A 25,239-nucleotide genomic window follows, 5' to 3' on the forward strand; every position below is an offset into this window, starting at 1 on the left:
AGTCGCCACGCCGCCGCCTTTGCCCCGACCTTGCCCTTTACGCCGCCCGCGATAGAGCGGGCTCCAAGTCCTGCGCCTTAAGCCGCGGGCGGGTATGAGGGAAGCGTCTTTGGAACGTCTGCAGCGTGAGATCGACCAGCACTGGCGACGCTGGGTACTGGTCGCCTGGGTCGCGGTCGCCGCCTGGTACATGTATGACCGGTGGGGTCAGATACGCTGGTGGTCGCTGGGCGATACCGACGACAATATGCGCCTGATGCAGGTTCGCGCCTGGATGGCGGGGCAAAGCTGGTATGATCTGCGCCAGTATCGGATGAACCCGCCGGTCGGATTCGACATCCACTGGAGCCGCATCGTCGACCTGCCCATCGCGGCCCTGATCCTGTTCTTCCGCCTGTTCACCACCCCCGCCTGGGCGGAACGGCTCGCCTGCGGACTCGCGCCGATCATCCCCTTGTCGATCACCATGCTGGCGATCGCGGCGACCATCCGCCGGTTGATCGAGCCCTATGTCTGGCCGCTGGGAATCGTCCTGCTGCTCTGCGCCAGCGCGACGCAGTTGATGTACATGCCGATGCGTATCGACCATCATGGCTGGCAGCTGGCGATGCTGGCCGTCACCGTGGCGGGGCTGTGCGATCCGCAAGGACGGCGCGGCGGCGCGATGGTCGGGTTGGCCAGCGCGGTGTCGCTGGCGATCGGGCTGGAAATGCTGCCCTATGCCGCGATGGCGGGGGCCATATTATGCTTGCGCTGGGTATGGGACCGGGCGGAAGCGCCGCGTCTGGCGGTCTATGCGCTGACGCTGGGTGGGGGAAGCGCGGCGGGGTTCGCCGCCTTTGCCTCCAACGCCAATTACGCGATGCGCTGCGACGCGCTGACTCCGGTCTGGTTGTCGGTGACGGTGGTGGCGGGGGCGCTGCTGTTCGTGCTGGCGCGGATCAATCCGGAATCGCGGGGGGCGCGGCTTGGCCTCGCCGTCGCGGCGGGGGCGATCATCGCGGGCGGGTTCGCCAGCCTGTTCCCGCAATGCCTGACCCGCCCCGAACAGGTCAGCCCCGAGCTCCAGCGCAACTGGCTGAACAATGTCCGCGAGGCCAAGCCGATCTACAAGCATCCGCTTCGCGTCGCGCTGCCCATGGCGATCATGCCGGTCATCGGCCTGATCGGTGCGGCCCTGGCGGCATGGCGGCGTCGGACGATCGGGTGGAGCGCGGTCGCGCTGTTCACCGCCTTCGCCTGCGCCATGCTGTTGTGGCAGGCGCGCGCGGCCCCGGCGGCGCAGATGCTGGCGGTACCGGGCGTCGCGGCTTTGGTGTGGATGCTCCTCCCGCTGATCCAGCGGTTGCGCTCACCCCTGTTGCGGGTGCCGCTGACGGTCGCGGTGATCCTGATTCCCACCGGCGTCGTCGCCGCGCTGGTCCTGAAGAAGCTGCCGGCCGCGCAGCCCAGCGCCTATGCCGCGCGGGTCAATCGCGCGACCGGGCAGTGCGTGCGGACCTCGGTGCTGACGCGGGTCAACGCCTATCCCAAGGCGACGGTATTCACCTTCGTCGACTTGGGGCCACGTCTGATCGTCACCACCCATCACGATGCGATCGCAGGCCCCTATCACCGCAATGGCAACGCGATCCTGGACGTGCAGCACGCCTTTCAGGGCAGCGAGGCGCAGGCGCGGGCGATCATGAAGCGGCATGGCGCGACCCTGTTGCTGATCTGCCCCGACATGGCCGAGTCGACCAATTACCGCGCGCGTGCGCCAGGGGGATTCTACGACCGGATGGCGCATGGCTGGGTGCCGAACTGGCTGACCCCGCTGCCACTGCCCAAGGGGTCGCCGCTGCGGCTGTACCGGATCGATTGAGAGTCTTCGCGCCCTCGCGGTCGAACCGCTCGCGGATTGCGGGTTTAAGGTTCGCGGAGGCGCGGAGAACGCGGAGGGGGCGCAGTACTGGATAGCTTTCGCTTCCTCTCCGACTGTTTCGAGGGTCTACCGCCAAAGGCGGTAAATCAGCCTTCTTCTCCGCGCCTCCGCGTCTCCGCGCGAAAAATCAACGCAAGGACGCGGTCACCCCGTCGATCACGAACTGCACCGCCAGCGCCGCCAGCAGGACGCCCAGCACGCGGGTGATCACCGCCTCGATCTTCGCGCCGAGCAGCCGCATCAGCGGCCCCGCCGCCAGCAGCGCGACCAGCGTCAGCAGCAGGATCGTCCCCATCGCCGCCAGGACGACGATCGACGCCTCCAGCCCCTGATTACGGCTCATCAGCAGCATCACGGTGGCGATCGAACCCGGACCCGCGATCATCGGCATCGCCATGGGGAAGATCGACACATCCTCCGCCTCGTGCGGATCGTCAGCGATCTTGGCCGCGCGGTCCTCGCGCCGCTGGGTCCGCTTCTCGAACACCATCTCCAGCGCGATCAGGAACAGCATGATGCCGCCCGCGATGCGGAACGCCGCCATCTCGATGCCCAGGCCGTGCAGCAACGCCTCGCCGAACAGCGCGAAGACGAACAGGATGACCGAGGCGACGAAGACCGCTCGGATTGCCATCGCCCGGCGATGCTGCGGCGTGGCCCCCGCCGACAGCCCCGCATAGATCGGCGCGCAACCCGGCGGGTCGATCACCACGAAGAAGGTGATGAGCGAAGAGATGAAGAGTTCGAGCACCGGCTTACAGTGCCGTCTGGTCGATCGCGACGCCCTCGCGCCGTCCCGCCGAGACCAGCGTGTTGCGCAACAGGACCGCGATCGTCATCGGGCCGACACCGCCGGGCACCGGGGTGATCGCGCCGGCCCGCTGGACGGCCACGTCATATTCGACATCGCCGACCAGACCGGTCTCGATCCGGTTGATGCCGACATCGATGACGCTGGCGCCCGGCTTGATCCAGTCGCCCTTGACCAGGCCGGGCACGCCCACCGCCGCCACCACGATATCGGCGCGGCCGACCACCTCGGCCAGGTTGCGGGTGCGGCTGTGCGCGACCGTCACGGTGCAGCTTTCGCCCAGCAGCAGCTGCGCCATCGGCTTGCCGACGATGTTGGAGCGGCCGACGACCACCGCGTCCATGCCCGACAGGCTGGGATGGATGCTCTTGAGCAGCATCAGGCAGCCGAGCGGGGTGCACGGCACGAAGCCCTCGACACCCGTCGCCAGCCGCCCGGCATTGACGGGGTGGAAGCCGTCGACATCCTTGTCGGGATCGATCGTCTGGATCACCGCCTGCGCATCGATCTGGCCCGGCAGGGGAAGCTGGACGAGGATGCCGTCCACCGTCGGATCCGCATTGAGTTGTTCGACGAGCGTCAGCAGCGTCGCCTGATCGGTATCGGCGGGCAGGCGATGCTCGAAACTTTCCATCCCCGCCTCGCGCGTCGCCTTGCCCTTGGAACGGACATAGACGCTGGAGGCGGGATCCTCGCCCACCAGTACGACCGCCAGGCCGGGCACGCGGCCGGCGGCTTCGCGGAAGGTCGCGACCTGGGTGGCGATGCGGGTGCGGAGGCCGGCGGCGAACGCCTTGCCGTCGATGATCGTGGCGCTGGTCATGGCGCATCGCCATAAAGCGCCTCGGCGATGCGCGCCAGCATTTGCGGATCCCCGGCGATATGCAGGCGCTTCAATCGTGCGGTTTCGCCCGCAACGATCCTCACCGCGCGCTTGGGCACACCGAAATGCCGGGCGACCAGCGGGACCAGCGCGGCATTGGCCGCGCCATCGACCGGCGGGGCAGACAGGCGCGCCGCGAAATGCTCCTCCGTCCCGGCGGTCAGCGCATCCCGACCGCCGCGCGGCGTCACCCGCACCGCGATCTGGATGCCGTCGTCCCGCAGGGCCCAGGCGGGCATGGCTCAGCCGACGACGACCGCGCCCCCGTACATCTGCTGGGCGATCGCGGTATCCAGCACCTTGTCCAGGATGATGACGATCAGCAGAACGACCATCGGCGACAGGTCCAGCGCGCCGAAATCGGGCAGGATCCGCCGGATCGGGCGATAGAGCGGATCGGTCATCCGTTGCAGCGCATACCAGATCGACCGGATGAAATCATTGGAGGTGTTGATGACGTTGAAGGCGATCAGCCAGGACAGGATCGCCTGCACGATGATCACCCACCAGACGACATCGAGGAGAATTCGGAGAATCTGAAGGATGAGGATCAACGCAGGGAGCTCCTGAAGGTCTTTGTCCTCTATCTAGGGCGCGGGGACGGTCGGGGCAATCATCGCGCACCAACTCCTGACGCTGCCGGAACGAAGCACCGGGTCGCGCGTCCCGCTTAACATGGGACAAGCAACGGATCGTGCGGGGACGCGGCAGCGACATTGGGGACGGATCGCCTTGGGGGTGTTGGTGGCTGTGCCGCTGCTGCTTCTGGCGATCCTCGCAATCTTTCCTTGGGGCGTGCTTCGCGGCGCGGTGACGCGCGAGGCGACCGAGCGGTTCGGACGGCCGGTCACCATCGGGTCGGTCCACCGCGTCGACAGTATCGGCTTCCACCCCGTCATTGCGGTCGAAAAGCTCCAAATTCCTCAGGCCGACTGGGCGGGGACGGGGGATTTCGCACGGATGGAGCGCGCCGAAATCCGCTTCTCGGTCTGGCCGTTGCTGAAAGGGTCCTTCGTACCCGAAGATATTCGCGTCTCGGGCCTGCATCTCGCGCTGGTTCGCGACAAGCAAGGCCGCACCAACTGGTCGCGCCCCGGCGAACCAGAGGAGGGCGGCAGCTCCACCGATTTGCAGGGGCTGACCATCACCGATGGCACCATCAGCTACCGCGATGCCAAGCAGGATCGCGACGCCGTGCTGCATATCACCGCCGACCCCGACAAGGGCGTCCGGGCCGATGGGCCGGGATCGGTGCGCGGCGCGCCGGTGCGGATCATGTTCACCGGCGCGGCGGTCAAACCGGGGCGCTGGCCCTTTGCCGCGACGATCACGGGCAACACGCTGTCGATGACGGCGCGCGGGACGATGGATCGCCCGTTCGATACCGATGCGATGACGCTGGACCTGACGGCCAAGGCCGACGACCTGAAGCGGATCGACGCGGTGATCGAGGCGGGGCTGTTCCAGACCCGCCCGGTCGCATTATCCGCCCATGTCCGCCACGAACGCCCCCGCTGGACCATCACCGATCTGAAGGGACGGATCGGCCGCTCCGACCTGGCCGGGCATCTGACCGTCGACAAGAAGGCGGGGCGCACGGTGCTGGACGGCGAAGTGACCGCGCGGCAGCTCGACTTTGACGACCTGTCTTCGGCGGAAGGCCGGGCAGAGGCCGCCGCGCTCGAACGGCGGATCGGGCCGCGGCTGGTGCCCAATACGCGGATCGACATCTCCAAGATCGACACGACCGACGGCACCATCCGCTTTCGCGTCGGCCGGGTGGTCAGCGCGCAGGGCTCCTCGCCGATCACCGGCCTGGCCGGGCGGATGACGATGGATCACCAGTTGCTGACCATCGGTGACATCCGCATGGCCCTGCGCGAAGGCGTGGTGACGGGTCGGGCAGTGATCGACCAGCGCAACGGACGCAAAATGCCGCATCTGGCGCTCGACCTGCGATTGACCGGGGCCAGCGTCCTGTCGCTGTCCGGCCAGACCGAGATTACCGGCCAGGTCGCCGCCCGCGCGAAACTGGCGGGCAGCGGCGAAACGGTGCGCGACGCCGTCGGGCGGTCGGACGGTCGCATCGGCCTGGTCGTCGCAAATGGTTCATTGCCCGATCGCTATGCCGCGGCCCTGGGCTTCGATGCGGGTGCGGCGTTCATCGGAGATAGCAAGCGGGCAAGCCTGCGCTGCCTGATCCTGGGCGTCGACATGAAAAACGGCACGGGCCGCGCCGATCCGCTGATCGTCGATACCTCGCGCAGTCGGCTGGACGGTACGGGGACGATCAGCTTCCCCGACGAGCGGCTGGCGCTGCGCCTGACCGGCGCGCCCAAACATGACGCGACGCTCCGGCTGGCGGGCGCGGCGACGGTGTCGGGGACGCTGGAGAAGCCCGATCTGGTCATCCCCAAGGAGGTGAAATCGGTCGGCAATATCTTCCAATCGATCGGCCGGGCGATCACGGGCGATTCGGGACCCAAGGCGCAAGACGCGGCCTGCGGGTCGCTCGCGCGACAGGTGTTGCGCTAAGACCTTCCCTCCGCACATCCCGCCCCTTGGCCTTCGACTTCGCTCAGGCTGAACGGAACGGTGGAGGGATCAAGCCCCCTCAGCCTTGAGCGGCCGCGCCAGCAGCGTGCCGATCACCTCGCCCACCGCCGCGCCGTCGAGCAAGCGGCACACCGCCTCGCACACCGGCATGTCGACACCCGCCTCCGCCGCCGCCTGGCGCAACACGGGCGCGGTAAAGGCGCCTTCCGCGACGGTCCGCCGGTCGGCGAGCAACTCCGCCGCCGACCGCCCCTGCCCCAGCCCGACGCCGAGCGAGAAATTGCGCGAGGCGGTGGAGGAACAGGTCAGCACCAGATCGCCCAGCCCCGACAGCCCGGCCAGCGTCTCCGCCCGACCGCCGCGCGCCAGCCCGAACCGGGTCATCTCCGCAAAGCCGCGCGCGATCAGTGCGGCGCGGGCATTCTGGCCCAGCCCCGCGCCCTCCACCACGCCGCACCCGATGGCGAGCACATTCTTGATCGCGCCGCCAATCTCCGCGCCGGTCACGTCGTCGGTGGCATAGGGCCGGAAATGCGGCGCGGCGATTCGCGCGGACAAGGCCTTGCGGAGTTCCGGCTCCTCACATGCCAGCGTCACCGCCGTGGGCAGCCCCGCCGCCACCTCATGCGCGAAGGTCGGGCCGGACAGCACCGCGATCGGCGCATCCGGATGGATCGCCCGCGCCACCTCGCCGACCAGCCGCCGCGACCCCGCCTCGATGCCCTTGGAGCACAGGACCAACGGCTTGGACCCCACGGGCATCGTCGCCAGCACCGAACCCACCGCCTGCGCGGGGGTTACGACCAGCAGCGCGTCCATCTCGGCCATGGCGGCGGGATCGCTGACCGCCTCGATACTCGACGATAGCGCGATGTTCGGCAGATAGAGCGGGTTGGCATGGGTGGTGTTGATCGCCTCCGCCACCGCCGGATCGCGCGCCCAGATCCGCACCGGCCGGTCGCCATAGGCCGCCACCTGCGCCAGCGCGGTGCCCCAGGCACCCGCTCCGATCACCCCGATCTTCATGCCTTCACCCCCGCGCCGCGCACCGCCTCCGCCGCCGGGTCGAGCGGCCAGCGCGCCCGTGCAGGCGTGTCGAGCGGATCGGTCAGCCCCTCGCGGAACCGCTCGACGCCCGCCCAGGCGATCATCGCGGCATTGTCGGTGCACAACCAGAGCGGCGGCGCGACGAAGCGCAGGCCGTGCTCGGCGGCGAGTGCCTCCAGCGCTGCCCGGATCACGCCGTTCGCCGCCACCCCACCGGCGACCACCAGCGCGGTGACCGGCGGCACGTCCGCCAATGCCCGGCGAGTGCGGTCGAGCAGGCAGTCGACCACCGCCTGCTGGAACGACGCGGCAATATCCTCGGGGGAATGATGCCCGATCGCCCGCGCGACCGCGCTCTTCAGCCCGGCGAAGGAGAAATGCGGCTCGGCCGCGCCCTTCAGCGGTCGGGGAAGCGGCACCGCAAAGGGATCGCCCTCCCGCGCCGCCGCCTCGACTCGGGGGCCGCCGGGATAGCCGAGACCCAGCAGCTTGGCCGTCTTGTCGAACGCCTCGCCCGCCGCATCGTCGATCGTCGTCGCCATCCGGCGATACTGTCCGACGCCCTCGACCAGCAGCAACTGGCAATGCCCGCCGGAGACCAGCAGCAGCAGATAGGGATAGGCCAGCTCGCGGTCCGACAGGCGCGGCGACAGGGCGTGCCCCTCCAGATGGTTGACCGCGATCAGCGGCTTGCTCGCCGCATGGGCCAGCGCCTTGCCGGTGACGAGGCCGACCATCACCCCGCCGATCAGCCCCGGCCCCGCCGTTGCGGCGATCGCGTCGACATCGGCCAGGGTCACGCCGGCATCGGCAAAGGCGGCGGCGACCAGCGGCTCCATCGCCTCGACATGCGCGCGCGCGGCGATTTCGGGGACGACGCCGCCGAACGGGGCATGCGCCGCCTCCTGCCCCAGCAGACGATGCGCCAGCACGCGCCCGTCATCGGTGACGAGTGCGGCGGCCGTCTCGTCGCACGAGGATTCCAGTCCCAGGATCAGCATGGGCCACCCCATACGCGCCTTGCGGGATATTGTCGAAGGGGGCCGTATTGCGGCAAAGGCGGCATCATGGTTCGTTTTCGGCTCGGTACGCGCGGTTCGCCGCTGGCCCTCACCCAGGCGCATATGGTGCGCACGGCGCTGGCCGATGCGCAAGGCTGGGACGCCGACGCGATCCAGATTGTGCCGATCAAGACCACCGGCGACCGGGTCCAGGACCGCGCGCTGGCCGAGATCGGCGGCAAGGCGCTGTGGACCAAGGAACTGGATCGCGCACTCTATGACCGGGAGATCGACGCCTCGGTCCATTCGATGAAGGATGTGGAGACGATCCGCCCCGACTGGCTGCACATCGCCGCCATGCTGCCGCGCGCAGATGTCCGCGACCGGCTGATCGGGGTGGAGACCATCGCCGAACTGCCCCCCGGCGCGGTGGTCGGCACCAGCAGCCCGCGCCGCCGTGCACAATTGCTGTCGCACCGCCCCGATCTGGCCATCACGCTGCTACGCGGCAATGTCGACACGCGGCTGGCCGCCGTTGCGAACGGAGACCTGGACGCGACCCTGCTCGCCGCCGCCGGGCTAGACCGGCTGGGGCGCGAGGTCGGGCATGCGGTGCCGACCGACCAGATGCTGCCCGCCCCCGCCCAAGGCGCGGTCGGGATCGAGACGCGCGCCGACGATGCCGCGGCGACCATGCTGATCGGCTCGATCGACCATGCCGAGACCCATGGCTGCGTCATGGCCGAACGCTCGCTGCTCGCCGCGTTGCAGGCGGATTGCCACAGCCCGGTCGCCGCGCTCGCCTCCTTGTCGGGCGAGATGCTGACGCTGCGCGCCGAATTGCTGGCCGAGGATGGCTCGGCACGGGTGACGGGCTGGGTCGAGGGGGCCCTGGACGAGGAATTGGGGGCGCGGCTGGCGATGGACCTGCTCGACCGCGCACCGCCCAAGGTGCGCCGCCTGTTCGCCGGAGGCTGATCCGCATGGCGGTCGTCGTCGTCCGGCCCGAACCCGGCCATGCCGCGACGATCGCCGCCCTGCGCGATGCGGGGCTGGAGGCACGGTCGCTGCCCTTTTTCGCGACCCATGCGCGCGACTGGACCCCGCCCGATCCCGACGGCATCGACGCCCTGTTGTTCACCAGCGCGCAGGCGGTGCGGCTGGCCGGGCGGGGGCTGGACGGACTGAGGCATCGCCCCGTCGTCGCGGTCGGTGCCGCCACCGCCGATGCGGCGCGGAAGGCGGGGCTGTCGGTGGTGCTGACAGGGACCAGCGACGCCGCGACGGTAGTCGCACAGGCGCGGGCGATGGGGCTGGCCCGATTGCTTCATCTGGCGGGACGCGACCGGGTGGAGACGGGGGCGATGGTGCGGGTCGTCTATGCCGCCGATCCGGTGCCGGTGGCGACGTCCGCCTTCGCCACGCTGACCGGGGAGACCGTGCTGCTCCACTCCGCCCGCGCCGCCGCGCGGCTGGCCGAGCGTGTCGATGCGGCGGGGGTGCTGCGCACCGGCATCGCCATCGTCGCGATCAGTGCCAAGGTGGCGGAGGCGGCGGGCTCGGGCTGGCGCGCCGTGGCGGTGGCGGAGGCCCCCCGCGACGAAGCGATGGTCGCCGCCGCGCGGGCGTTGACCCGGACAGCCGCCACGGGGATAAGCGAGGCATGAACAATTTCGCGCCATCCGACCGACCGCCGTCGCGCGGCCCCCGTACGGGTGCGACCGTCGCGCTGATCCTGCTCGCCTTTGCTGCCGGACTGATTCTGATGGCCTATGCGATGCGCAACCTGTCCTGGTTCGGCGGCACCCAGGCCGCCAGAACGAACGCGGTGTCCACCGCCAAGCCGGGCAGCCCCCCCAATGGCGGATCGTCCGGCGGCGATGTGGCGCGCGCCGCCGCCGACCCGATCGCGCTTGCCACGCGCGAGGCCGCTCTGGCCGCGCAACTCGCCGCGCTGGAGACGCGCGCCGCCACCATCGCCACCGATGCCTCGGCGGCGGGGGCGCAGGCGGGCCGCGCCGAATCGATCCTGGTGGCCGCCGCCGCCCGCCGCGCGGTCGATCGTGGCCAGCCGCTGGGCTATCTCGAAGAGCAGTTGCGCATCCGCTTCGGCGCGAACGAGCCGCGCGCGGTCGCCGTGCTGATCGGCAATGCGCGCCAGCCGGTGACGCTGGAGACGCTGCGCCAGGGGCTGGACACGCTGGCGCCCGATCTGGTCGTCAACGAATCCGATGGTTGGTGGGAAGGGCTCCGGCAGGAAATCGGCCGGTTGATCGTGATCCGCGAGGCCACCGCCCCCTCGTCCAACCCCGCCGACCGGCTGGATCGCGCGCGTCGCCTGCTCGACGGCGGGCAGGTGGAGGCCGCGCGGGCCGAGGTCGCGCGGTTGCCCGGTGCCGCGACCGCCCAAGCCTGGCAGCATGCCGCGCAGCGTTATGTCGCGGCCCGCCGGGCGCTCGACCTGATCGAGAATGCTGCGCTGGTCACGCCCGTCACCGCCCCGGCGCTGATCGTGACGACTCCCGTGACGGCCCCAGCGACGAACGCACCCCCGGCCGAAGGTGCTCCGACCCCCGCCGCGCCGGAGGCCGAAACCGCATCGGGATCGCCCACCATCTGACCATCGAGGCACTGGCGGTTCCGACGGCAGGCGAAGCGCCGGATGCAGCCGGACGAGGAGCCGGAGGCGATGACGGGGCGTTGATCCCGATCGCTTCTTTGGAGACTTCGCCGTGACTCGTGCCGCTCCCCGGATCGCCCGCTGGCTGGCGGGTTCGTTGCTGCTGCCGCTGACCGCCTGTGGCAGCGGCGGCGATCCTGCCCGCAACGACGGCGCCGCCGTCACCGCCAGCCCTGCGCGCGTTGCCCCGTCGACGCCGGGACCCGAGGCTGAGCAGGCCGCCCTCCCCGCGCCGATCAAGACCGCACCCTCGCCCGATCCGAACGGCATCTTGTCCTGTTCCGCCGAGCGGGGACAGGCGGCGGCCGACCGGCTGGTCAAGATCTGTACCTCGGTCTCCCCCGCCACCCATCCGCCGTGCAATGCCGCCAATAGCTGTGCGATCATCGAGGATGAGATCGCGCGGAGTTGCGCATTGCTGGGCGAGGATGCCGCAAAAACCACCGGCTGTTCGGTCGCCCCCCAAAGCGATGCCGCCGCCGCAGCGGTCGTCCGTCGCTACTATTCGGCGATCAACGCGCATGACTATGCCACCGCCTGGAGCCAGTGGGGCGAAAATGGGCGTCCGGGCCAGCGCTTCGCCGATTTCCAAAAGGGCTTTGCCGACACCCGCGCGACTAGCGTGACGATCGGCGCGATGCCGCCCAGCGAAGGGGCGGCGGGATCGATCTATGCGACCGTCCCGGTGACGGTCGATGCGCAGTTGAACGACGGAAGACGGCAGCGCTTCGTCGGCCAATATGTCGTACGCCGGGTCAACGGCGTGCCGGGCGCGAGCGCGGAGCAACTGCGCTGGCATATCGACTCGGCGACGTTGAAGCCGGTGGGGTCGTAGGGGCTGGCGTTATCCCGTGGCCTTCGACTTCGCTCAGACTGAATGGGTTTAGGGGTGATTCCCCAACCTCGGTTCGCACGGGGCGAAGTCGAAGTGCCCTTTGAGCGTGCGCCCCCAATCCCTAAATCGGATGCCCCTCCGTATCGCGAAGCACCTCACGCCGACCGACATGATCCGGGCGCCCTACGATGCCGTCGGTCTCCATCCGCTCGATCAGCCGCGCCGCCGAGTTATAGCCGATGCGCAATTGCCGCTGGAGCCAAGAGGTCGAGGCCTTCTGGCTCTCGCACACGAGCTGAATCGCGGCACGATACTGCTGGTCCTCGGCCGAATCCTCGCCCGTGGGCGCACCGTCGAGCGCGAAGCTCTCCGCCGGTTCCTCTGTGACCGAGGAGATATAGTCGGGCTGCCCCTGCGCCCGCCAGTGATCGGCGACCCGGTGCACCTCGTCATCCGAGACGAAGGGGCCGTGGACCCGCACGATGCCCTTGCCGCCAGGCATGTAGAGCATGTCGCCACGCCCCAGCAGCTGTTCGGCGCCCTGCTCGCCCAGGATGGTCCGCGAGTCGATCTTTGAGGTGACGTGGAAGCTGATCCGGGTCGGCAGGTTCGCCTTGATGACGCCGGTGATGACGTCCACCGACGGGCGCTGCGTCGCCATGATCAGGTGGATACCCGCCGCGCGCGCCTTTTGCGCCAGCCGCTGGATCAGGAATTCGACTTCCTTGCCCGCCGTCATCATCAGGTCGGCCAGCTCGTCGACGATCACCACGATCTGCGGCAGCGGTTCGTATTCGAGCTTCTCTTCCTCATAAACCGGCTGGCCGGTCTCGGGGTGATAGCCGGTCTGGACCTTGCGCCCCAACGGTTGCCCCTTGGCCTTGGCGGCGCGCACTTTGTCGTTGAAGCTGGCCAGGCTGCGCACGCCGACCGAGGACATCTGGCGATAGCGGTCCTCCATCGTCTCGACCGCCCATTTCAGCGCGCGGACCGCCTTGGCCGGATCGGTGACGACCGGGGAGAGCAGATGCGGGATGTCGTCATACATCGACAGTTCGAGCATCTTGGGGTCGATCATGATCATCCGGCACTGCTCGGGCGTCAGTCGGTAGAGCAGCGACAGGATCATGCCGTTGAGGCCGACCGACTTGCCCGAACCCGTCGTACCCGCGACCAGCAGGTGCGGCATCGGCGCGAGGTCGGCGACGACCGAGTCGCCCGCGATATTCTTGCCCAGGATGATCGGCAATTGCGCGGCCTGGTCGGCAAAGCTCTGCGACGCGACGAGTTCGTGCAGCGACACCATCTCGCGCTTTTGATTGGGCAGTTCGATGCCGATGACGTTGCGCCCCGGAATCACCGCGACGCGCGCCGAGATCGCCGACATGTTGCGCGCGATGTCGTCGGCCAGCGCGATGACGCGATTGGCCTTGATGCCGGGCGCGGGCTCCAGCTCGTACATGGTGACGACCGGGCCGGGGCGAACCTCGACGATCGAACCCTGGACGCGGAAATCGTCGAGGACATTCTCCAGTAGCCGCGCATTGCGCTCCAGCCCCGCCTTGTCGATCGTGCCCGCCGGCGTCGGCGGCGCGGGCGTCAGCAGGTCGAGGCCGGGAAGCTGATAGGGCGCATCGCGGTCGGCCGCCGCCTTGGGCCGGGCGGGGGCGGGTGCGACCTGGCGGTCGGCGATGACGGGGGCAGGGCGATCCTCGCGCGCCGGCACCGCCTTGCGCGCCAGCGTCAGCGGCTCCTCATCCTCTTCGTCGTCGTAAAGCGACTCGTCTTCATCGTCCCAGGGCACGCCATCGGCCTCGTCGCCCGACATGGCGGCGCGGCGACGGCGCAACCGCGCCAGACCGCGTTCGGCCAGATCGAGTTCTAGGCTGCGTCCCCAGATCAGTGCACCGCCCAGGCCGAAGGCAAGCCCCGCCACGACCGAACCCCAGGTGACGACCGCCGGCTGTCCGCTGAACGCCAGCACCCAGTCGACCAGCCCGACGGCCGACAGGCCGATCACCCCGCCCCATCCGGCGGGCAGCGCCAGCACCGCCGAGTCGGACACGAAGGACAAGGCACAGGCCATCAGCGCGACGCCGATCACCGCCTGCCGCAGCATCCGCACCCAGCGTCCCGCCGGTCGGTCGCGCCACAGCCGGGTCGCGATGATCGGACCCACCGGCAGGATCAGCGCGACGGCGGGCCCGAACAGGGTCAGCGCGATATCGGCCACCCACGCGCCCGGCAGCCCCATCCAGTTGGCGGGCACCGCGCCCGAGGCGGTGTTGAGCGCCGGGTCGCTCGCCCGGTAGCTGGCCAGCGCCAGCACCAGCATCAGCGTAACGGCAAAAAGGGCGATCGCCGTGACCAGCGCGCCGCTGCGCACCGCCCCCGCCTTCACCGTCTCGCGCCATAGAACCGGCTGCGCGCGGCTGGCCATGGGTGTTGTCCTTCAGGAATGTCCGAAAATGCGGGAAAATTCATCGCCTCTGATGGTTCCCACGTCAAGGCGCGAGCGCCTGCCACATTGTTTGGCGCGATAGGAAGGTCTAGGAGCGAAGCTATGAATTGCGACGTCATCATCCTCGGCGGCGGCCTGGTCGGCGCGACGCTGGGCGTCGGGCTGGCCGCGCATGGCCTGTCTTCGATCATCGTCGATCCCGCCGATCCGGCGGTGATCCTGGCCCCCGGTTTCGACGGACGCGCCTCCGCCGTCGCCTCGGCCAGTTGGCGGATGCTGGACGCGATCGGGATCGGCGCGAAGCTGGCGGGCCAGGGCTGCGAGATTCGGCATATTCGGGTCAGCGACGGGCTGGAGCCCGGCGCGCTCGACTTCATCCCCGACGCCGATGACGGCGCGCTGGGCACGATGTTCGAGAACAAGCTGCTCCGCCGCGCGATCCATGCCACCGCCAATGAGGCTGATCTGGTCGATCTGCGGATGCAGACCCGCGCCCTGTCGGTCGAGCGTGGTCCGGGCGGCGTCATCGCACAGCTTAGCGACGGCACCACCGTCCGCGCGCCCCTGCTGGTCGCGGCGGAGGGGCGGCAATCCCCGACTCGCGACGCGGCGGGAATCAAGGTCGCGCGCTGGTCCTATGACCATAAGGCGATCATCAGCGCCTTCCACCACGAAGCCTCGCACGAGAATATCGCGTTCGAGATATTTTACCCCACCGGTCCCTTCGCGCTGCTGCCCTTGCCGGACGACGAAATCGGGCATCGCTCGGCGATCGTATGGTCGGTGCCGGGGCGCGACGGCGATGCGATGCTCAAGCTCTCCGACCGGGCCTTCCTGGCGGAGGCGGAGAAGAGCATGGGCGGATTCCTGGGCACCCTGTCCCATGCCTCCCCGCGTTCGGCCTATCCGCTGGGCTTCCACCGCGCCGCGACCATGACCGGCGACCGGCTGGTGCTGGTCGGCGACTCGGCGCATGGCATCCACCCGATCGCGGGGCAGGGCGTGAACCTCGGCTATCGCGACGTCGCCGCGCTGGTCGAGGTGCTGGTCGAGGGCAAGCGGACCGGGATGGATCTGGGCGATGCGGCGCTGCTCCAGCGCTACCAGCAATGGCGCGGGCTCGACACGCTGATGGTGTCGGTGGCGACCGACAGCTTCAACCGCATCTTCGGCGTGCCCGGAAAGACCGCCAGTGCGATCCGGCGGCTGGGCATCACCGCGATCAACCATATCCCGCCGATCAAGAACCGCTTCATGGCCGAGGCGCGCGGCGAAACCGGACAGCTGCCCCGGTTGTTGCAGGGCGTGATGGTGTAACCCAATCGAGCGAGATGGCGATGCGGCACGATATCATTCCCTGCCTCCGGTACGAGAATGCGCCGCGCGCCATCGACTTTCTATGTGACGCCTTCGGGTTCGCGCGACAGGCGGTGTTTGCCGATCCCGACGATCCGACCGTCATCCATCACGCGCAACTGGTATGGCAGGAGCGGATGGTGATGGTGTCGAGCGCGCTGTTCACGCCCCATGCCGCCGTGGCGGGATCGAAGACGCCGACCCAGGCCGGCGGCGTGACGATGGACTTGTATCTGGTCGTCGCGGATGTCGACGCCCATGCGGCCCAGGCCCGTGCTGGCGGTGCGACGATCATAGCCGAGCCGGCGGACAAGCCCCATGGCGGGCGAGGCTATGCGGCGCGCGACCCGGAAGGCCATGTCTGGAGTTTCGGCAGCTATGATCCCTGGGCCTGATTATCCTGATCGCCCCACCCGCCCCGTTCGGGCTCCAATTCGCGACCGCCGCCAGACCGGCGTGGCGCGCGGCATGGGGGCAGCCCTAGCCGTTATCGTCCTGACGCTGGCGATCGGCTGGAGTATCGCGCCCGTTCTGTCGCCCACGGACCGGGTGCTCCGCGCGGTGGCGGCGGCGACGGTGGCGGCGCTCTGGCTGGCGGCGGCGATCGGACATGTCGCGGCGCTCCGCTTCGAATCGCCCGCCGACATCGATGCGGCAGCCAGCGGGAGCGGGGATTCGCCGCGGGTCGTCATCGCGCAGGCGGTGCTGCGGAACACGCTGGAACAGGTGGTGCTGGCGATTCCCGCCTATCTGGCGCTCGCCTGGGTGGTGGAAGGGTCGGGGGCGATGATCCCGGCGCTCGCCGCGCTGTTCTCGGTGGGGCGGACGCTGTTCTGGGCGAATTATACGCGGGGTGCAGCGGCGCGGGCGTTCGGCTTTGCGCTGACCTTCTATTCCAGCGTCGCGGCGCTGATCATCGTGTTGGTGGCGCTGGTCGGCAGACTCGTTTGACCGTTCCCATCCTCCGTTCAGCCTGAGCGAAGTCGAAGGCCAAGGGAAACCCTATCCGCCAACGCGGAACGTGCACTTCGACTTCGCTCAGTGCGAACGGAGGTGGGGGTTGGTTGAACTAAGGCGGGTATCAGATTTCCCGCGCTTCCTCGACCAGCATCACCGGCACGCCGTCGCGGATTGGATAGGCCAGTCCCGCCGCCTCCGACACCAGTTCCTGCGCGGGCTCGTCATAGCGCAGCGGCGTCCGCGTCACCGGGCAGACCAGCCGTTCGAGCAGCCACGGGTCCAGGCTCATTGCAGCGTCACCCGATCCTCGCCGTCATGGCGACCGAAAAATTGCATCAATTGGATGATCAGCTCGGCCCGCTGTTCCAGGTCGGGAGCCTCCAGCAGTGCCTGTTTGGCGGCGATGTCGAACGGCGCGATCTGGGCGATGCCGTTGACCAGGCTCTCTTCGTCCAGCCGACCGACCGCATCCCAGTCGACCGCATAGCCCTGCAGATCGGCGAAGCGACGCGACTCCTGTTCCAGCGAGGCGCGGCGACCGAGCGACAACAGGTCTTCGTCCACCACGGGCAGCAACTCCGCCTCGACCTGGCGGAAGGGCGTCGTCACCTCCAGCTCGCGAATGATGCGGAACAGCGACACGCCCTCCAGGACCAGATTATAGCGGCCATCCTCCATCGCCTCGACCTCGGCGATACGGCCGACACAGCCGGTCGCATAGAGCGAAGGCTTGTCCCCCTCGCCCGATGGCTGGACCATGCCGATCCGCCGGTCTCGCGCCATCGCGTCGGATACCAGCGCCCGGTAGCGCGGCTCGAAGATATGCAGCGGCAACGGCATCCCCGGAAAGAGGATCGCGCCCGCCAGCGGAAAGATCGAGAGCCGCGCCATCCGCTCTTATCCGAACAGGATGGCGGACAGGCGCCGCCGCTGCTGCGACACCCAGGGATCGGTCATGCCGACGACCTCGAACAGCTTGAGGAGTTGCTGGCGCGCGGCATCCTCGTTCCAGCTGCGATCGGCCGCGACGATGTGGAGCAGATTGTCCGCCGCACCGTCTCGGTCCCCCGCCGCCATCTGCGCATTCGCCAGCGCGAACCGCTTCTCATGATCGTCGGGGTTGGCGGCGACTTCATCGGCCAGTCCGGCATAGTCCGCCGCCGGAGGTGCCGAGCGGGCCAGCGCCACGGCGGCGACAGCGCGGTGGATGGCGGGGTCGTTCGCCAGCGTCTCGGGCAGCGCATCCACCGCCGCTTCCGCCTCGTCCACCTGTCCGGCGGCGATCAGCGCCCGGATGCGACCGGACAGCACGGCGGGGTGATCGGGTGCCATGTCGAGCAGCTGGTCGAAGATCGACAGCGCGCGTTCGGCGTCGCCGGCCTCGAGCACTTCCTCGCCCATCGCAATCAACGGTTCCAGCTCCGCCGCTGCATCCGCCGCCTCCGACTGGATCGGCAATTGCTTGAGCAACTGGTCGAGCATGGTGCGCAGCGCGCTTTCGGTGCGCGCGCTGGTCAGGTCGGCGACCAGTTGTCCCTGGAACATCGCATAGACGGTTGGGATCGAGCGGATCTGGAATTGGTTGGCGATGAACTGGTTCTTGTCGGTGTCGATCTTGGCCAGCACGACGCCCTTGTCGGCATAGGCCTCCGCCACCTTCTCCAGCGTAGGGCCCAGCGCCTTGCACGGCCCGCACCATTCCGCCCAGAAATCGAGGATGACCAGCTTGGTCATCGACGGCTCTACGACATCGCGGCGGAAGGCGGTAACGGCCTCCTTCTCGGCGGGCGACATTCCCAACGTGGCCAAAAGACGCTCCTTTACGTGTTGCCCGCCCTATGTGGGCGAGGGGATGCGGTAATGAAAGGCCGTTCGGTAAATCAGGCCGACAGACGCGCGACCGTCCGCTCGCGCCCGATCAGCGGCAGCAGCGCGGCCATGTCCGGCCCCTGCGCCCGCCCGGTCAGCGCGAGTCGCAACGGCAGGAACAGCGTCTTGCCCTTGCGCCCGGTCGCGTCCTTCAGCGCGGCGGTCAGCGCATGCCAGGGGTCGCCCGCCCAGTCGATTTCGCCCGCAACCTGCGCCGCCTGGGCCAGATAGGCGCGGTCGTCCTCGGCAGGTTCGGGGGCCTCGACCGGTCCCTCGATCACCTGCCACCAGTCGGCGGCCTCCGCGACGGTGGAAAGATTGGGGCGCACCGCCTCCCATTCCGCCGCGCCCATGCCGGTCGGCAGGCGATCGGCGACCGCGTCATAGGGCGTCTGGTGGAGGATGCGCGCGTTCAGTTGCGCCAGCTCCGCCTCGTCGAACCGCGCCGGTGCCCGACCGAAGCGCGAAAAGTCGAATCCGGCGATCAGGGGGGCCATGTCGGCGACCGGCTCGACCGGATCGCTGGTCCCGATCCGTGCGAGGAGCGCACGCACCGCCTGCGGCTCGATGCCGATCTCGCGAAAGTGATCGACGCCCAGCGAGCCGAGTCGCTTGGACAGCTTGCCCTCATTGCCGGTCAGCAAAGCGGCATGGGCGAAGCGGGGCAGTTCCGCCCCCAGCGCCTGGAACATCTGAATCTGGAGCGCGGTATTGGAGACGTGATCCTCGCCACGCACCACCTGGGTCACGCCCATGTCGATGTCGTCGATCACCGAGGGAAGCATATAGAGCCACGTGCCGTCGGCGCGGCGGATCACCGGATCGCTCATCGTCGCCGGATCGAAGCGCTGGGCTCCGCGCACCGCATCGTCCCATTCGATGGCTGCGCCGTGATCGAGCTTGAACCGCCAGTGCGGGCGAACGCCCTCGCCCTCCAGCTTGGCACGATCCTCGTCGCTCAGGGCCAGCGCGGCGCGATCATAGACCGGCGGCAGACCCCGCCCGAGCTGAATCTTGCGCTTCAGGTCCAGTTCCTGCGCCGTCTCATAGGCGGGATAGACATGGCCGCTCGCGACCAGCTCGGCGAAGCGCGCCTCGTACAGCGCGAAACGCTGCGACTGGCGGACCTCCGCATCCGGGATCAGCCCCAGCCACGCCAAATCCGCCCGGATCGCATCGACATAGCGTTCCTCGCTCCGCTCGGCATCGGTGTCGTCGATGCGCAGCAGGAAGCGTCCGCCGGCCTTTCGCGCATATATCCAGTTGTGCAGCGCGGTGCGGATATTGCCGACATGCAGCCGCCCGGTGGGCGAGGGAGCGAAACGGGTCACGGTCATGCCCCGCGCCATAATCCGGGAATCGCCTTTGCGCTATTGTGACAGCGCGATTAAAGGGGCCGCGATCAGAGACTGTCTGCGGGGACGGGGTAGTAGCATGAAGTTGATGACCGGCAATTCGAACCTGCCGCTGGCCAAAGCGGTTTCGGCCTATCTGGAAGTGCCGCTGACCGAGGCCCTTGTCCGCCGTTTCGCCGATGAGGAAATCTTCGTCGAGATCCAGGAAAATGTCCGCGGCGAGGACGTGTTCGTGATCCAGTCGACCGGCTATCCGGTGAACGACAACCTCATGGAATTGCTGATCATGATCGACGCGCTGAAGCGTGCGTCGGCGCGGCGGATCACGGCGGTCATCCCCTATTTCGGCTATGCGCGCCAGGATCGGAAGCCCGGCCCGCGCACGCCGATCTCGGCCAAGCTGGTCGCCAATCTGATCACGGTCGCGGGCGCCGACCGCGTCCTGTCGGTCGACCTCCATGCCGGTCAGATCCAGGGATTCTTCGATATCCCGACCGACAATCTCTATGCCGCGCCGGTCATGTCGGCGGACATTCTCGCGCGGTTCAAGAACGACAATCTCATGGTCGTCTCGCCCGACGTGGGCGGCGTGGTCCGCGCGCGCCAGCTTGCCAAGCGCCTCAACAACGCGCCGCTGGCCATCGTCGACAAGCGTCGCGAGCGTGCGGGCGAGTCGGAAGTGATGAACATCATCGGTGACGTCGAAGGGCGCTTCTGCATCCTGATCGACGACATCGTCGACTCGGCGGGGACGCTGTGCAACGCGGCCGCCGCGCTGCGTCAGGCGGGGGCGCAGGATGTCGTCGCCTATGTCACCCATGGCGTCCTGTCGGGCGGCGCGGTGGCGCGCGTCGATGGCTCGGAGCTGCGCGAGCTGGTGATCACCGACTCGATCGGGAATCACGAGTCGATCAACACCACCGGCAAGATTCGCCACCTGCCCATCGCCCCGCTGCTGGGCGAGGCGATCAAGCGTATCGCGGACGAGACGAGCGTTTCGAGCCTGTTCGATTAAGGTTTGAGCGGGGCCGTCGGCAATCATCATCGCCCGGCCCCCATCGCCCGGCATCAGGCGGTCCGGACATCAGTCCCGCGGCCTTCGAGGTCGCTCGGGCCGCACGGATAATAGTCATTCCCGAAGCGCACGCTCTTCGCACAAAGCAGGGGCGATGGTCGGCCCTCAGCGATTCCCCAAGCCGACGATATGTTCGAACACCGCCGGGTGAAGCGGCTTCGAAAAGGCGCAACCATATCGGAACCGGTCGCGCCATGCGATCACCGCCTCCAGTGGCGCCAAGCCCGGCACGGTCAGCCAGACGATGGTGCCCGGCCAAAGAGTGAAGCTGGTTTCGGCACGAAAGCCTTCGGGCGACAGGTCGACCACGTCGATCTCGAACCGAGTCTGTCCCTTGTCGCGCAAATGCGCGCGCATCCGCACCGCATGGCGTAGCGAACGGCGAAGATCCTGGCCGGCAACCGGCTCGAACGGCGGGGTAAAGACCGGTTTTTCCATAGTGCCTTCATCTTATCCAAAAGAAGGTTACTTTTCCGACAACGCCGCATCCCGCTCGGGCGGCGCACCTGCCGGGCGACGCACCCCCGCCCGCGACCGCCGCTTCAATTCGGCCTTCAACGCCTCGGGCTTGGGCGCGACCAGAAAGCCGAAGCTGACCGTGCCATCTTTGGTCTCGACGACATGGTGCAGCCGGTGCGCCTGGATGATGCGCTTCATATACTCGGATTTGGGCAGATAGCGGCTCGGCAGGCGCTTGTGCACGATCACGTCGTGAAAGCCGAAATAGATGGCGCCATAAGCCGCGATCCCCGCCCCGATCCAGGTGAAGCCCGGCCACCATCCCAGCTGCGCGCCGCCCAGGATCATCACGAAGGAGGGCACCGCGAAGATCGCCGCATACAGGTCGTTCAATTCCCAATTGCCGGTGCGCGGGCGATGGTGGCTCTCATGCAGGAACCAGCCGGGCCCATGCATGATCCAGCGATGCGCCGCATAGGCGAATCCCTCCATGAAGATCACGGTGCCGAGAAACAGGAGGATACCGAAAGCCCAATGCATGACGGTGCTATAACGCATATGCGATGATTTTGCGCATAATTCCCTTCATCGCCGCCATCGAACGCCCTGACCGATTGCAAATCGCATTTGCGATGCAATTGCAATAAAGCGGTTTCGGGGTGGATTTACCGCCCGGCCTGTGCTTTAGCCGCAACCAATTTCCCTAGAACCACCCGAGAGGCGGAAGGCTAGCGTATGAACATCCACGAATATCAGGCCAAGGAATTGCTCGCCAAGTTCGGCGTGCCCGTCCCCGCCGGCTTCGCCGCGATGACCGTCGAGGAGGCCGTCGAGGCGTCGTCCAAGCTCCCCGGACCGCTCTACGTCGTCAAGGCGCAGATCCATGCAGGCGGCCGCGGCAAGGGCAAGTTCAAGGAACTCGGCCCCGACGCCAAGGGCGGTGTCCGCCTCGCCAAGACCGCCGAGGAAGTCCGTGCGCACGCCACCGACATGCTGGGCAACACGCTGGTCACCATCCAGACCGGCGAAGCGGGCAAGCAGGTCAACCGCCTGTACGTGACCGACGGCGTCGACATCGCCAAGGAATTCTACCTCGCGCTGCTCGTCAACCGCGCGACCGGCCGCGTCTCGATGGTCGCCTCGACCGAAGGCGGCATGGACATCGAGACCGTGGCGCATGACACGCCCGAGAAGATCCACTCGATCGACATCGACACCGCAACCGGCTTCATGCCGCATCACGGCCGCGCCGTCGCCGCCGCGCTGGAGCTGACCGGCGACCTCGCCAAGCAGGCTGCGAACGTCGCGTCTAAGCTGTACGCCGCGTTCTTGGGCACCGATGCCGAGCAGATCGAGATCAACCCGCTCGCCGTCACCGAGGACGGCAAGCTGATGGTGCTCGACGCCAAGGTCGGCTTCGACGGCAACGCCATGTTCCGTCACAAGGACCTGATGGAACTGCGCGACACCACCGAAGAAGACGCGATGGAGCTGGAGGCGTCGAAGTACGACCTGGCGTACATCAAGCTCGACGGTGACATCGGCTGCATGGTCAACGGCGCCGGCCTCGCCATGGCGACGATGGACATCATCAAGCTGAACGGCATGTTCCCGGCCAACTTCCTCGACGTCGGCGGCGGCGCGAACAAGGAGAAGGTCACCGCGGCGTTCAAGATCATCCTGAGCGATCCGGCGGTGAAGGGCATTCTGGTCAACATCTTCGGCGGCATCATGCGCTGCGACATCATCGCCGACGGCATCGTCGCGGCGGCGAAGGAAGTGAACCTGCAGGTTCCGCTGGTCGTCCGCCTCGAGGGTACGAATGTCGAGAAGGGCAAGGAAATCCTCGCCAATTCGGGTCTCGCCATCGTCCCCGCCAACGATCTGGGCGACGCCGCCAAGAAGATCGTCGCCGAGGTGCAGAAGGTCGCCTAAACCGCACCTTCGGCCCTGATGGACCGATATAGGGGGGCTCGGGCGGAAACGTCCGGGCCCCTTTCTCGTTGGTCGGGCGTAACTCTTGCGATGCGGTCGCAAGCCCGCCAAAGACGGCGGCATGATGGGCTATCCAGCCGGGAAGGAATCGCGATGAAGATCGTCGTGCCCGTGAAGCGGGTGTTGGATTATAACGTGAAGCCGCGGGTGAAGGCGGACGGGACGGGCGTCGATCTGGCGAACGTGAAGATGTCGATGAACCCGTTCGACGAGATTGCGGTGGAAGAGGCGATCCGGCTGAAGGAGAAGGGGGCGGCGACCGAAGTGGTCGTCGTCTCGATCGGCGAGCCCAAGGCGGCGGACACGCTGCGCACCGCGCTGGCGATGGGCGCGGACCGGGCGATCCTCATCACCGCCGATCAGGCGCCCGAGCCGCTGGGCGTCGCCAAGCTGCTCGCCAAGGTCGTGGAAGAGGAGCAGCCCGGCCTGGTGATCCTGGGCAAGCAGGCGATCGACGGCGACAACAACCAGACCGGCCAGATGCTGGCCGGGCTGCTCGGCTGGGCGCAGGGCACGTTCGCGTCCAAGGTCGAGATCGACGGACAGAGCGCCGACGTCACCCGCGAGGTCGATGGTGGTCTGGAGACGGTGGCGCTGACGCTGCCCGCGATCGTGACGACCGACCTGCGCCTCAACGAGCCGCGCTATGCCTCGCTGCCCAACATCATGAAGGCCAAGTCCAAGCCGATGGCGACCAAGACCGCCGCCGATTACGGCGTCGACATCGCGCCCCGGCTGACGATCACCCATGTCGCCGAGCCGGGCAAGCGCCAGGCGGGCGTCAAGGTCGGCTCGGTCGACGAGCTGGTCGAGAAACTGAAAGCACTGGGAGTGGCCAAGTGAAGACGCTGGTTTGGGTCGAGCATGACGGCGGGGCCGTCAAGGATGCCACGCTGGCGACCGTCACGGCGGCGGCCAAGCTGGGCGAGGTGCACCTGATCGTCGCCGGTCAGGGTGTGGACGGCGTGGCGCAGGCCGCCGCGAAGATCGCAGGCGTCGGCAAGGTCCATGTCGCCGACGACGCGGCCTACGCCAACGCGCTCGCCGAGAATGTCGCGCCACTGGTGGCCGAGCTAATGGGGCATCACGACGCCTTCCTCGCCCCCTCGACCACGACGGGCAAGAATATCGCGCCGCGCGTCGCCGCCCTTATCGACGTGATGCAGATTTCGGACATCCTGTCGGTCGAGGGGCCGGCCAGCTTCACCCGGCCCATCTATGCGGGCAATGCGATTGCGACCGTGAAGACCAGCGACGCCAAGCTGGTCCTGACGGTGCGCACCACCGCCTTCGAAAAGGCGGCGGCAGAGGGCGGCTCGGGCACCATCGAGGCGGTCGGCTCGACCGGCGATGCGGCCAAGTCCCGCTTCGTCGGCGCGGAAAAGGCCGAGAATGCCCGGCCGGAACTCACCAGCGCCAAGGTCATCGTCTCGGGCGGCCGCGCGCTGGGCTCGGAAGAGCAATTCCACGCGCTGATCGATCCGCTCGCCGACAAGCTGGGCGCGGCCGTTGGCGCATCCCGCGCGGCGGTCGATGCGGGCTATGCCCCCAACGACTATCAGGTCGGGCAGACCGGCAAGATCGTGGCACCCGAAGTCTATGTCGCGGTCGGCATCTCGGGCGCGATCCAGCATTTGGCGGGCATGAAGGACTCCAAGGTCATCGTCGCGATCAACAAGGACGAGGACGCCCCCATCTTCCAGGTCGCCGATATCGGCCTGGTCGGCGACCTCTTCACCGTCGTGCCCGAACTGACCGAGAAGGTCTAAGGCCTTTGTTCGCGCAGAGGCGCGGAGGACGCAGAGAAGAACAGACACGTCTTCTCCGCGAGCTCTGCGCCTCCCCGCGAACCAGGATTCCTCCCCTGCAAGGGGATGGGACCTGGGGCGCATGGCGGGAGGGGCGTGCCAGGTCGAACCCGCCCACGGGGTCGAGGATGGTCGGGACATTCCACCCTGCCAGCGCCCCATGC

26 protein-coding genes are annotated in these 25,239 nt (G+C 68.1%); 13 read left to right on the forward strand and 13 right to left on the reverse strand.

The genetic code is table 11. From position 1 onward, the window contains the following. Positions 1-94 precede the first annotated feature (94 nt). Positions 95-1,864 (forward strand): AcrB/AcrD/AcrF family protein, encoded by a 1,770-nt coding sequence (locus tag ACWPWT_RS04185; RefSeq protein WP_261268374.1) that lies wholly within the window; start codon positions 95-97, stop codon positions 1,862-1,864. Positions 1,865-2,051: 187 nt separating this feature from the next. Here the strand turns inward: ACWPWT_RS04185 and ACWPWT_RS04190 are convergent, their stop codons facing one another. Genes ACWPWT_RS04190 through ACWPWT_RS04205 form a run of 4 tightly spaced genes read right to left on the reverse strand, consistent with a single transcriptional unit; the run spans position 2,052 to position 4,172 of the window. Further along, positions 2,052-2,675: a MarC family protein gene (locus tag ACWPWT_RS04190; RefSeq protein ID WP_261268375.1), complete on the reverse strand. Its 624-nt coding sequence runs from the start codon at positions 2,673-2,675 to the stop codon at positions 2,052-2,054. A 4-nt stretch (positions 2,676-2,679) separates the two neighbouring features. Beyond that, positions 2,680-3,558, reverse strand: coding sequence for a bifunctional methylenetetrahydrofolate dehydrogenase/methenyltetrahydrofolate cyclohydrolase FolD (gene folD, locus ACWPWT_RS04195; protein WP_454278692.1), 879 nt, complete (start codon positions 3,556-3,558; stop codon positions 2,680-2,682). Then, a complete protein-coding gene (locus tag ACWPWT_RS04200) occupies positions 3,555-3,857 on the reverse strand; it encodes a DUF167 domain-containing protein (RefSeq protein WP_454278693.1) in 303 nt (100 codons plus the stop codon). Before ACWPWT_RS04200 ends, folD begins: the two co-directional genes overlap by 4 nt. 3 nt (positions 3,858-3,860) lie before the next feature. Further along, entirely contained in the window at positions 3,861-4,172 is a 312-nt protein-coding gene (locus tag ACWPWT_RS04205) for a YggT family protein (RefSeq protein ID WP_261268378.1), read from the reverse strand. 121 nt (positions 4,173-4,293) lie between these two features. Between ACWPWT_RS04205 and ACWPWT_RS04210 the strand changes: the two genes are divergently transcribed. Further along, a complete protein-coding gene (locus ACWPWT_RS04210) occupies positions 4,294-6,153 on the forward strand; it encodes an AsmA family protein (protein WP_454278694.1) in 1,860 nt (619 codons plus the stop codon). Positions 6,154-6,222: 69 nt separating this feature from the next. Here ACWPWT_RS04210 and ACWPWT_RS04215 read toward each other — a convergent pair whose 3' ends face one another. Continuing rightward, positions 6,223-7,200 (reverse strand): NAD(P)H-dependent glycerol-3-phosphate dehydrogenase, encoded by a 978-nt coding sequence (locus ACWPWT_RS04215; RefSeq protein ID WP_454278695.1) that lies wholly within the window; start codon positions 7,198-7,200, stop codon positions 6,223-6,225. Next, positions 7,197-8,222, reverse strand: a complete 1,026-nt coding sequence (gene tsaD / locus ACWPWT_RS04220) for a tRNA (adenosine(37)-N6)-threonylcarbamoyltransferase complex transferase subunit TsaD (protein ID WP_454278696.1) — start codon at positions 8,220-8,222, stop codon at positions 7,197-7,199. Before tsaD ends, ACWPWT_RS04215 begins: the two co-directional genes overlap by 4 nt. 66 nt (positions 8,223-8,288) lie before the next feature. On the opposite strand from tsaD, the gene hemC reads away from it, so the two are divergent. The 4 genes from hemC to ACWPWT_RS04240 all read left to right on the forward strand — a co-directional run bounded on the left by hemC (position 8,289) and on the right by ACWPWT_RS04240 (position 11,737). Next, complete coding sequence (gene hemC / locus ACWPWT_RS04225; protein WP_454278697.1) at positions 8,289-9,200, forward strand: hydroxymethylbilane synthase; 912 nt, start codon at positions 8,289-8,291, stop codon at positions 9,198-9,200. A gap of 5 nt (positions 9,201-9,205) precedes the next feature. Next, entirely contained in the window at positions 9,206-9,889 is a 684-nt protein-coding gene (locus tag ACWPWT_RS04230; RefSeq protein WP_454278698.1) for a uroporphyrinogen-III synthase, read from the forward strand. Then, positions 9,886-10,842 carry a hypothetical protein gene (locus tag ACWPWT_RS04235; protein WP_454278699.1) on the forward strand — a complete coding sequence of 319 codons (957 nt, stop codon included), beginning with the start codon at positions 9,886-9,888 and terminating at the stop codon, positions 10,840-10,842. Before ACWPWT_RS04230 ends, ACWPWT_RS04235 begins: the two co-directional genes overlap by 4 nt. Positions 10,843-10,954: 112 nt before the next feature. Then, on the forward strand, positions 10,955-11,737 hold the full coding sequence (locus tag ACWPWT_RS04240) for a hypothetical protein (RefSeq protein ID WP_454278700.1): 783 nt from the start codon (positions 10,955-10,957) through the stop codon (positions 11,735-11,737). A gap of 121 nt (positions 11,738-11,858) precedes the next feature. Here the strand turns inward: ACWPWT_RS04240 and ACWPWT_RS04245 are convergent, their stop codons facing one another. Beyond that, on the reverse strand, positions 11,859-14,177 hold the full coding sequence (locus tag ACWPWT_RS04245; RefSeq protein ID WP_454278701.1) for a DNA translocase FtsK: 2,319 nt from the start codon (positions 14,175-14,177) through the stop codon (positions 11,859-11,861). A 123-nt stretch (positions 14,178-14,300) separates the two neighbouring features. Here ACWPWT_RS04245 and ACWPWT_RS04250 point away from each other — a divergent pair, with 123 nt between their 5' ends. The 3 genes from ACWPWT_RS04250 (at position 14,301) to ACWPWT_RS04260 (ending at position 16,505) form a co-directional block, all read left to right on the forward strand. Continuing rightward, positions 14,301-15,515 carry a UbiH/UbiF/VisC/COQ6 family ubiquinone biosynthesis hydroxylase gene (locus ACWPWT_RS04250; RefSeq protein ID WP_454278702.1) on the forward strand — a complete coding sequence of 405 codons (1,215 nt, stop codon included), beginning with the start codon at positions 14,301-14,303 and terminating at the stop codon, positions 15,513-15,515. 20 nt (positions 15,516-15,535) lie between these two features. Next, positions 15,536-15,949 (forward strand): VOC family protein, encoded by a 414-nt coding sequence (locus tag ACWPWT_RS04255; protein WP_454278703.1) that lies wholly within the window; start codon positions 15,536-15,538, stop codon positions 15,947-15,949. 73 nt (positions 15,950-16,022) lie between these two features. Continuing rightward, a complete protein-coding gene (locus tag ACWPWT_RS04260; protein ID WP_454278704.1) occupies positions 16,023-16,505 on the forward strand; it encodes an MAPEG family protein in 483 nt (160 codons plus the stop codon). 130 nt (positions 16,506-16,635) lie between these two features. Here ACWPWT_RS04260 and ACWPWT_RS04265 read toward each other — a convergent pair whose 3' ends face one another. The 4 genes from ACWPWT_RS04265 to gltX all read right to left on the reverse strand — a co-directional run bounded on the left by ACWPWT_RS04265 (position 16,636) and on the right by gltX (position 19,720). Beyond that, complete coding sequence (locus ACWPWT_RS04265) at positions 16,636-16,803, reverse strand: Trm112 family protein (protein ID WP_454278705.1); 168 nt, start codon at positions 16,801-16,803, stop codon at positions 16,636-16,638. Continuing rightward, positions 16,800-17,405, reverse strand: coding sequence for an LON peptidase substrate-binding domain-containing protein (locus ACWPWT_RS04270; protein WP_454278706.1), 606 nt, complete (start codon positions 17,403-17,405; stop codon positions 16,800-16,802). The genes ACWPWT_RS04265 and ACWPWT_RS04270 overlap by 4 nt, the downstream gene beginning before the upstream one ends. A gap of 6 nt (positions 17,406-17,411) precedes the next feature. Next, positions 17,412-18,308, reverse strand: a complete 897-nt coding sequence (locus ACWPWT_RS04275) for a tetratricopeptide repeat protein (RefSeq protein ID WP_261268650.1) — start codon at positions 18,306-18,308, stop codon at positions 17,412-17,414. Positions 18,309-18,394: 86 nt separating this feature from the next. Beyond that, positions 18,395-19,720 carry a glutamate--tRNA ligase gene (gene gltX, locus ACWPWT_RS04280; RefSeq protein ID WP_454278707.1) on the reverse strand — a complete coding sequence of 442 codons (1,326 nt, stop codon included), beginning with the start codon at positions 19,718-19,720 and terminating at the stop codon, positions 18,395-18,397. A gap of 97 nt (positions 19,721-19,817) precedes the next feature. Between gltX and ACWPWT_RS04285 the strand changes: the two genes are divergently transcribed. Further along, positions 19,818-20,753, forward strand: coding sequence for a ribose-phosphate pyrophosphokinase (locus ACWPWT_RS04285; protein WP_454278708.1), 936 nt, complete (start codon positions 19,818-19,820; stop codon positions 20,751-20,753). Between the two features lie 165 nt (positions 20,754-20,918). Here the strand turns inward: ACWPWT_RS04285 and ACWPWT_RS04290 are convergent, their stop codons facing one another. Continuing rightward, entirely contained in the window at positions 20,919-21,251 is a 333-nt protein-coding gene (locus ACWPWT_RS04290) for a pilus assembly protein PilZ (RefSeq protein WP_261268393.1), read from the reverse strand. A 27-nt stretch (positions 21,252-21,278) separates the two neighbouring features. After that, complete coding sequence (locus tag ACWPWT_RS04295; RefSeq protein WP_454279882.1) at positions 21,279-21,812, reverse strand: sterol desaturase family protein; 534 nt, start codon at positions 21,810-21,812, stop codon at positions 21,279-21,281. A 195-nt stretch (positions 21,813-22,007) separates the two neighbouring features. Here ACWPWT_RS04295 and sucC point away from each other — a divergent pair, with 195 nt between their 5' ends. The 3 genes from sucC to ACWPWT_RS04310 all read left to right on the forward strand — a co-directional run bounded on the left by sucC (position 22,008) and on the right by ACWPWT_RS04310 (position 25,036). Continuing rightward, positions 22,008-23,207 carry an ADP-forming succinate--CoA ligase subunit beta gene (gene sucC, locus ACWPWT_RS04300; RefSeq protein ID WP_007405207.1) on the forward strand — a complete coding sequence of 400 codons (1,200 nt, stop codon included), beginning with the start codon at positions 22,008-22,010 and terminating at the stop codon, positions 23,205-23,207. A gap of 153 nt (positions 23,208-23,360) precedes the next feature. Continuing rightward, positions 23,361-24,110 (forward strand): electron transfer flavoprotein subunit beta/FixA family protein, encoded by a 750-nt coding sequence (locus ACWPWT_RS04305; RefSeq protein WP_454278709.1) that lies wholly within the window; start codon positions 23,361-23,363, stop codon positions 24,108-24,110. Beyond that, positions 24,107-25,036, forward strand: coding sequence for an electron transfer flavoprotein subunit alpha/FixB family protein (locus ACWPWT_RS04310; protein WP_454278710.1), 930 nt, complete (start codon positions 24,107-24,109; stop codon positions 25,034-25,036). The genes ACWPWT_RS04305 and ACWPWT_RS04310 overlap by 4 nt, the downstream gene beginning before the upstream one ends. Positions 25,037-25,239 lie beyond the last annotated feature (203 nt).

It is taken from the genome of Sphingomonas sp. Marseille-Q8236, assembly GCF_965112005.1.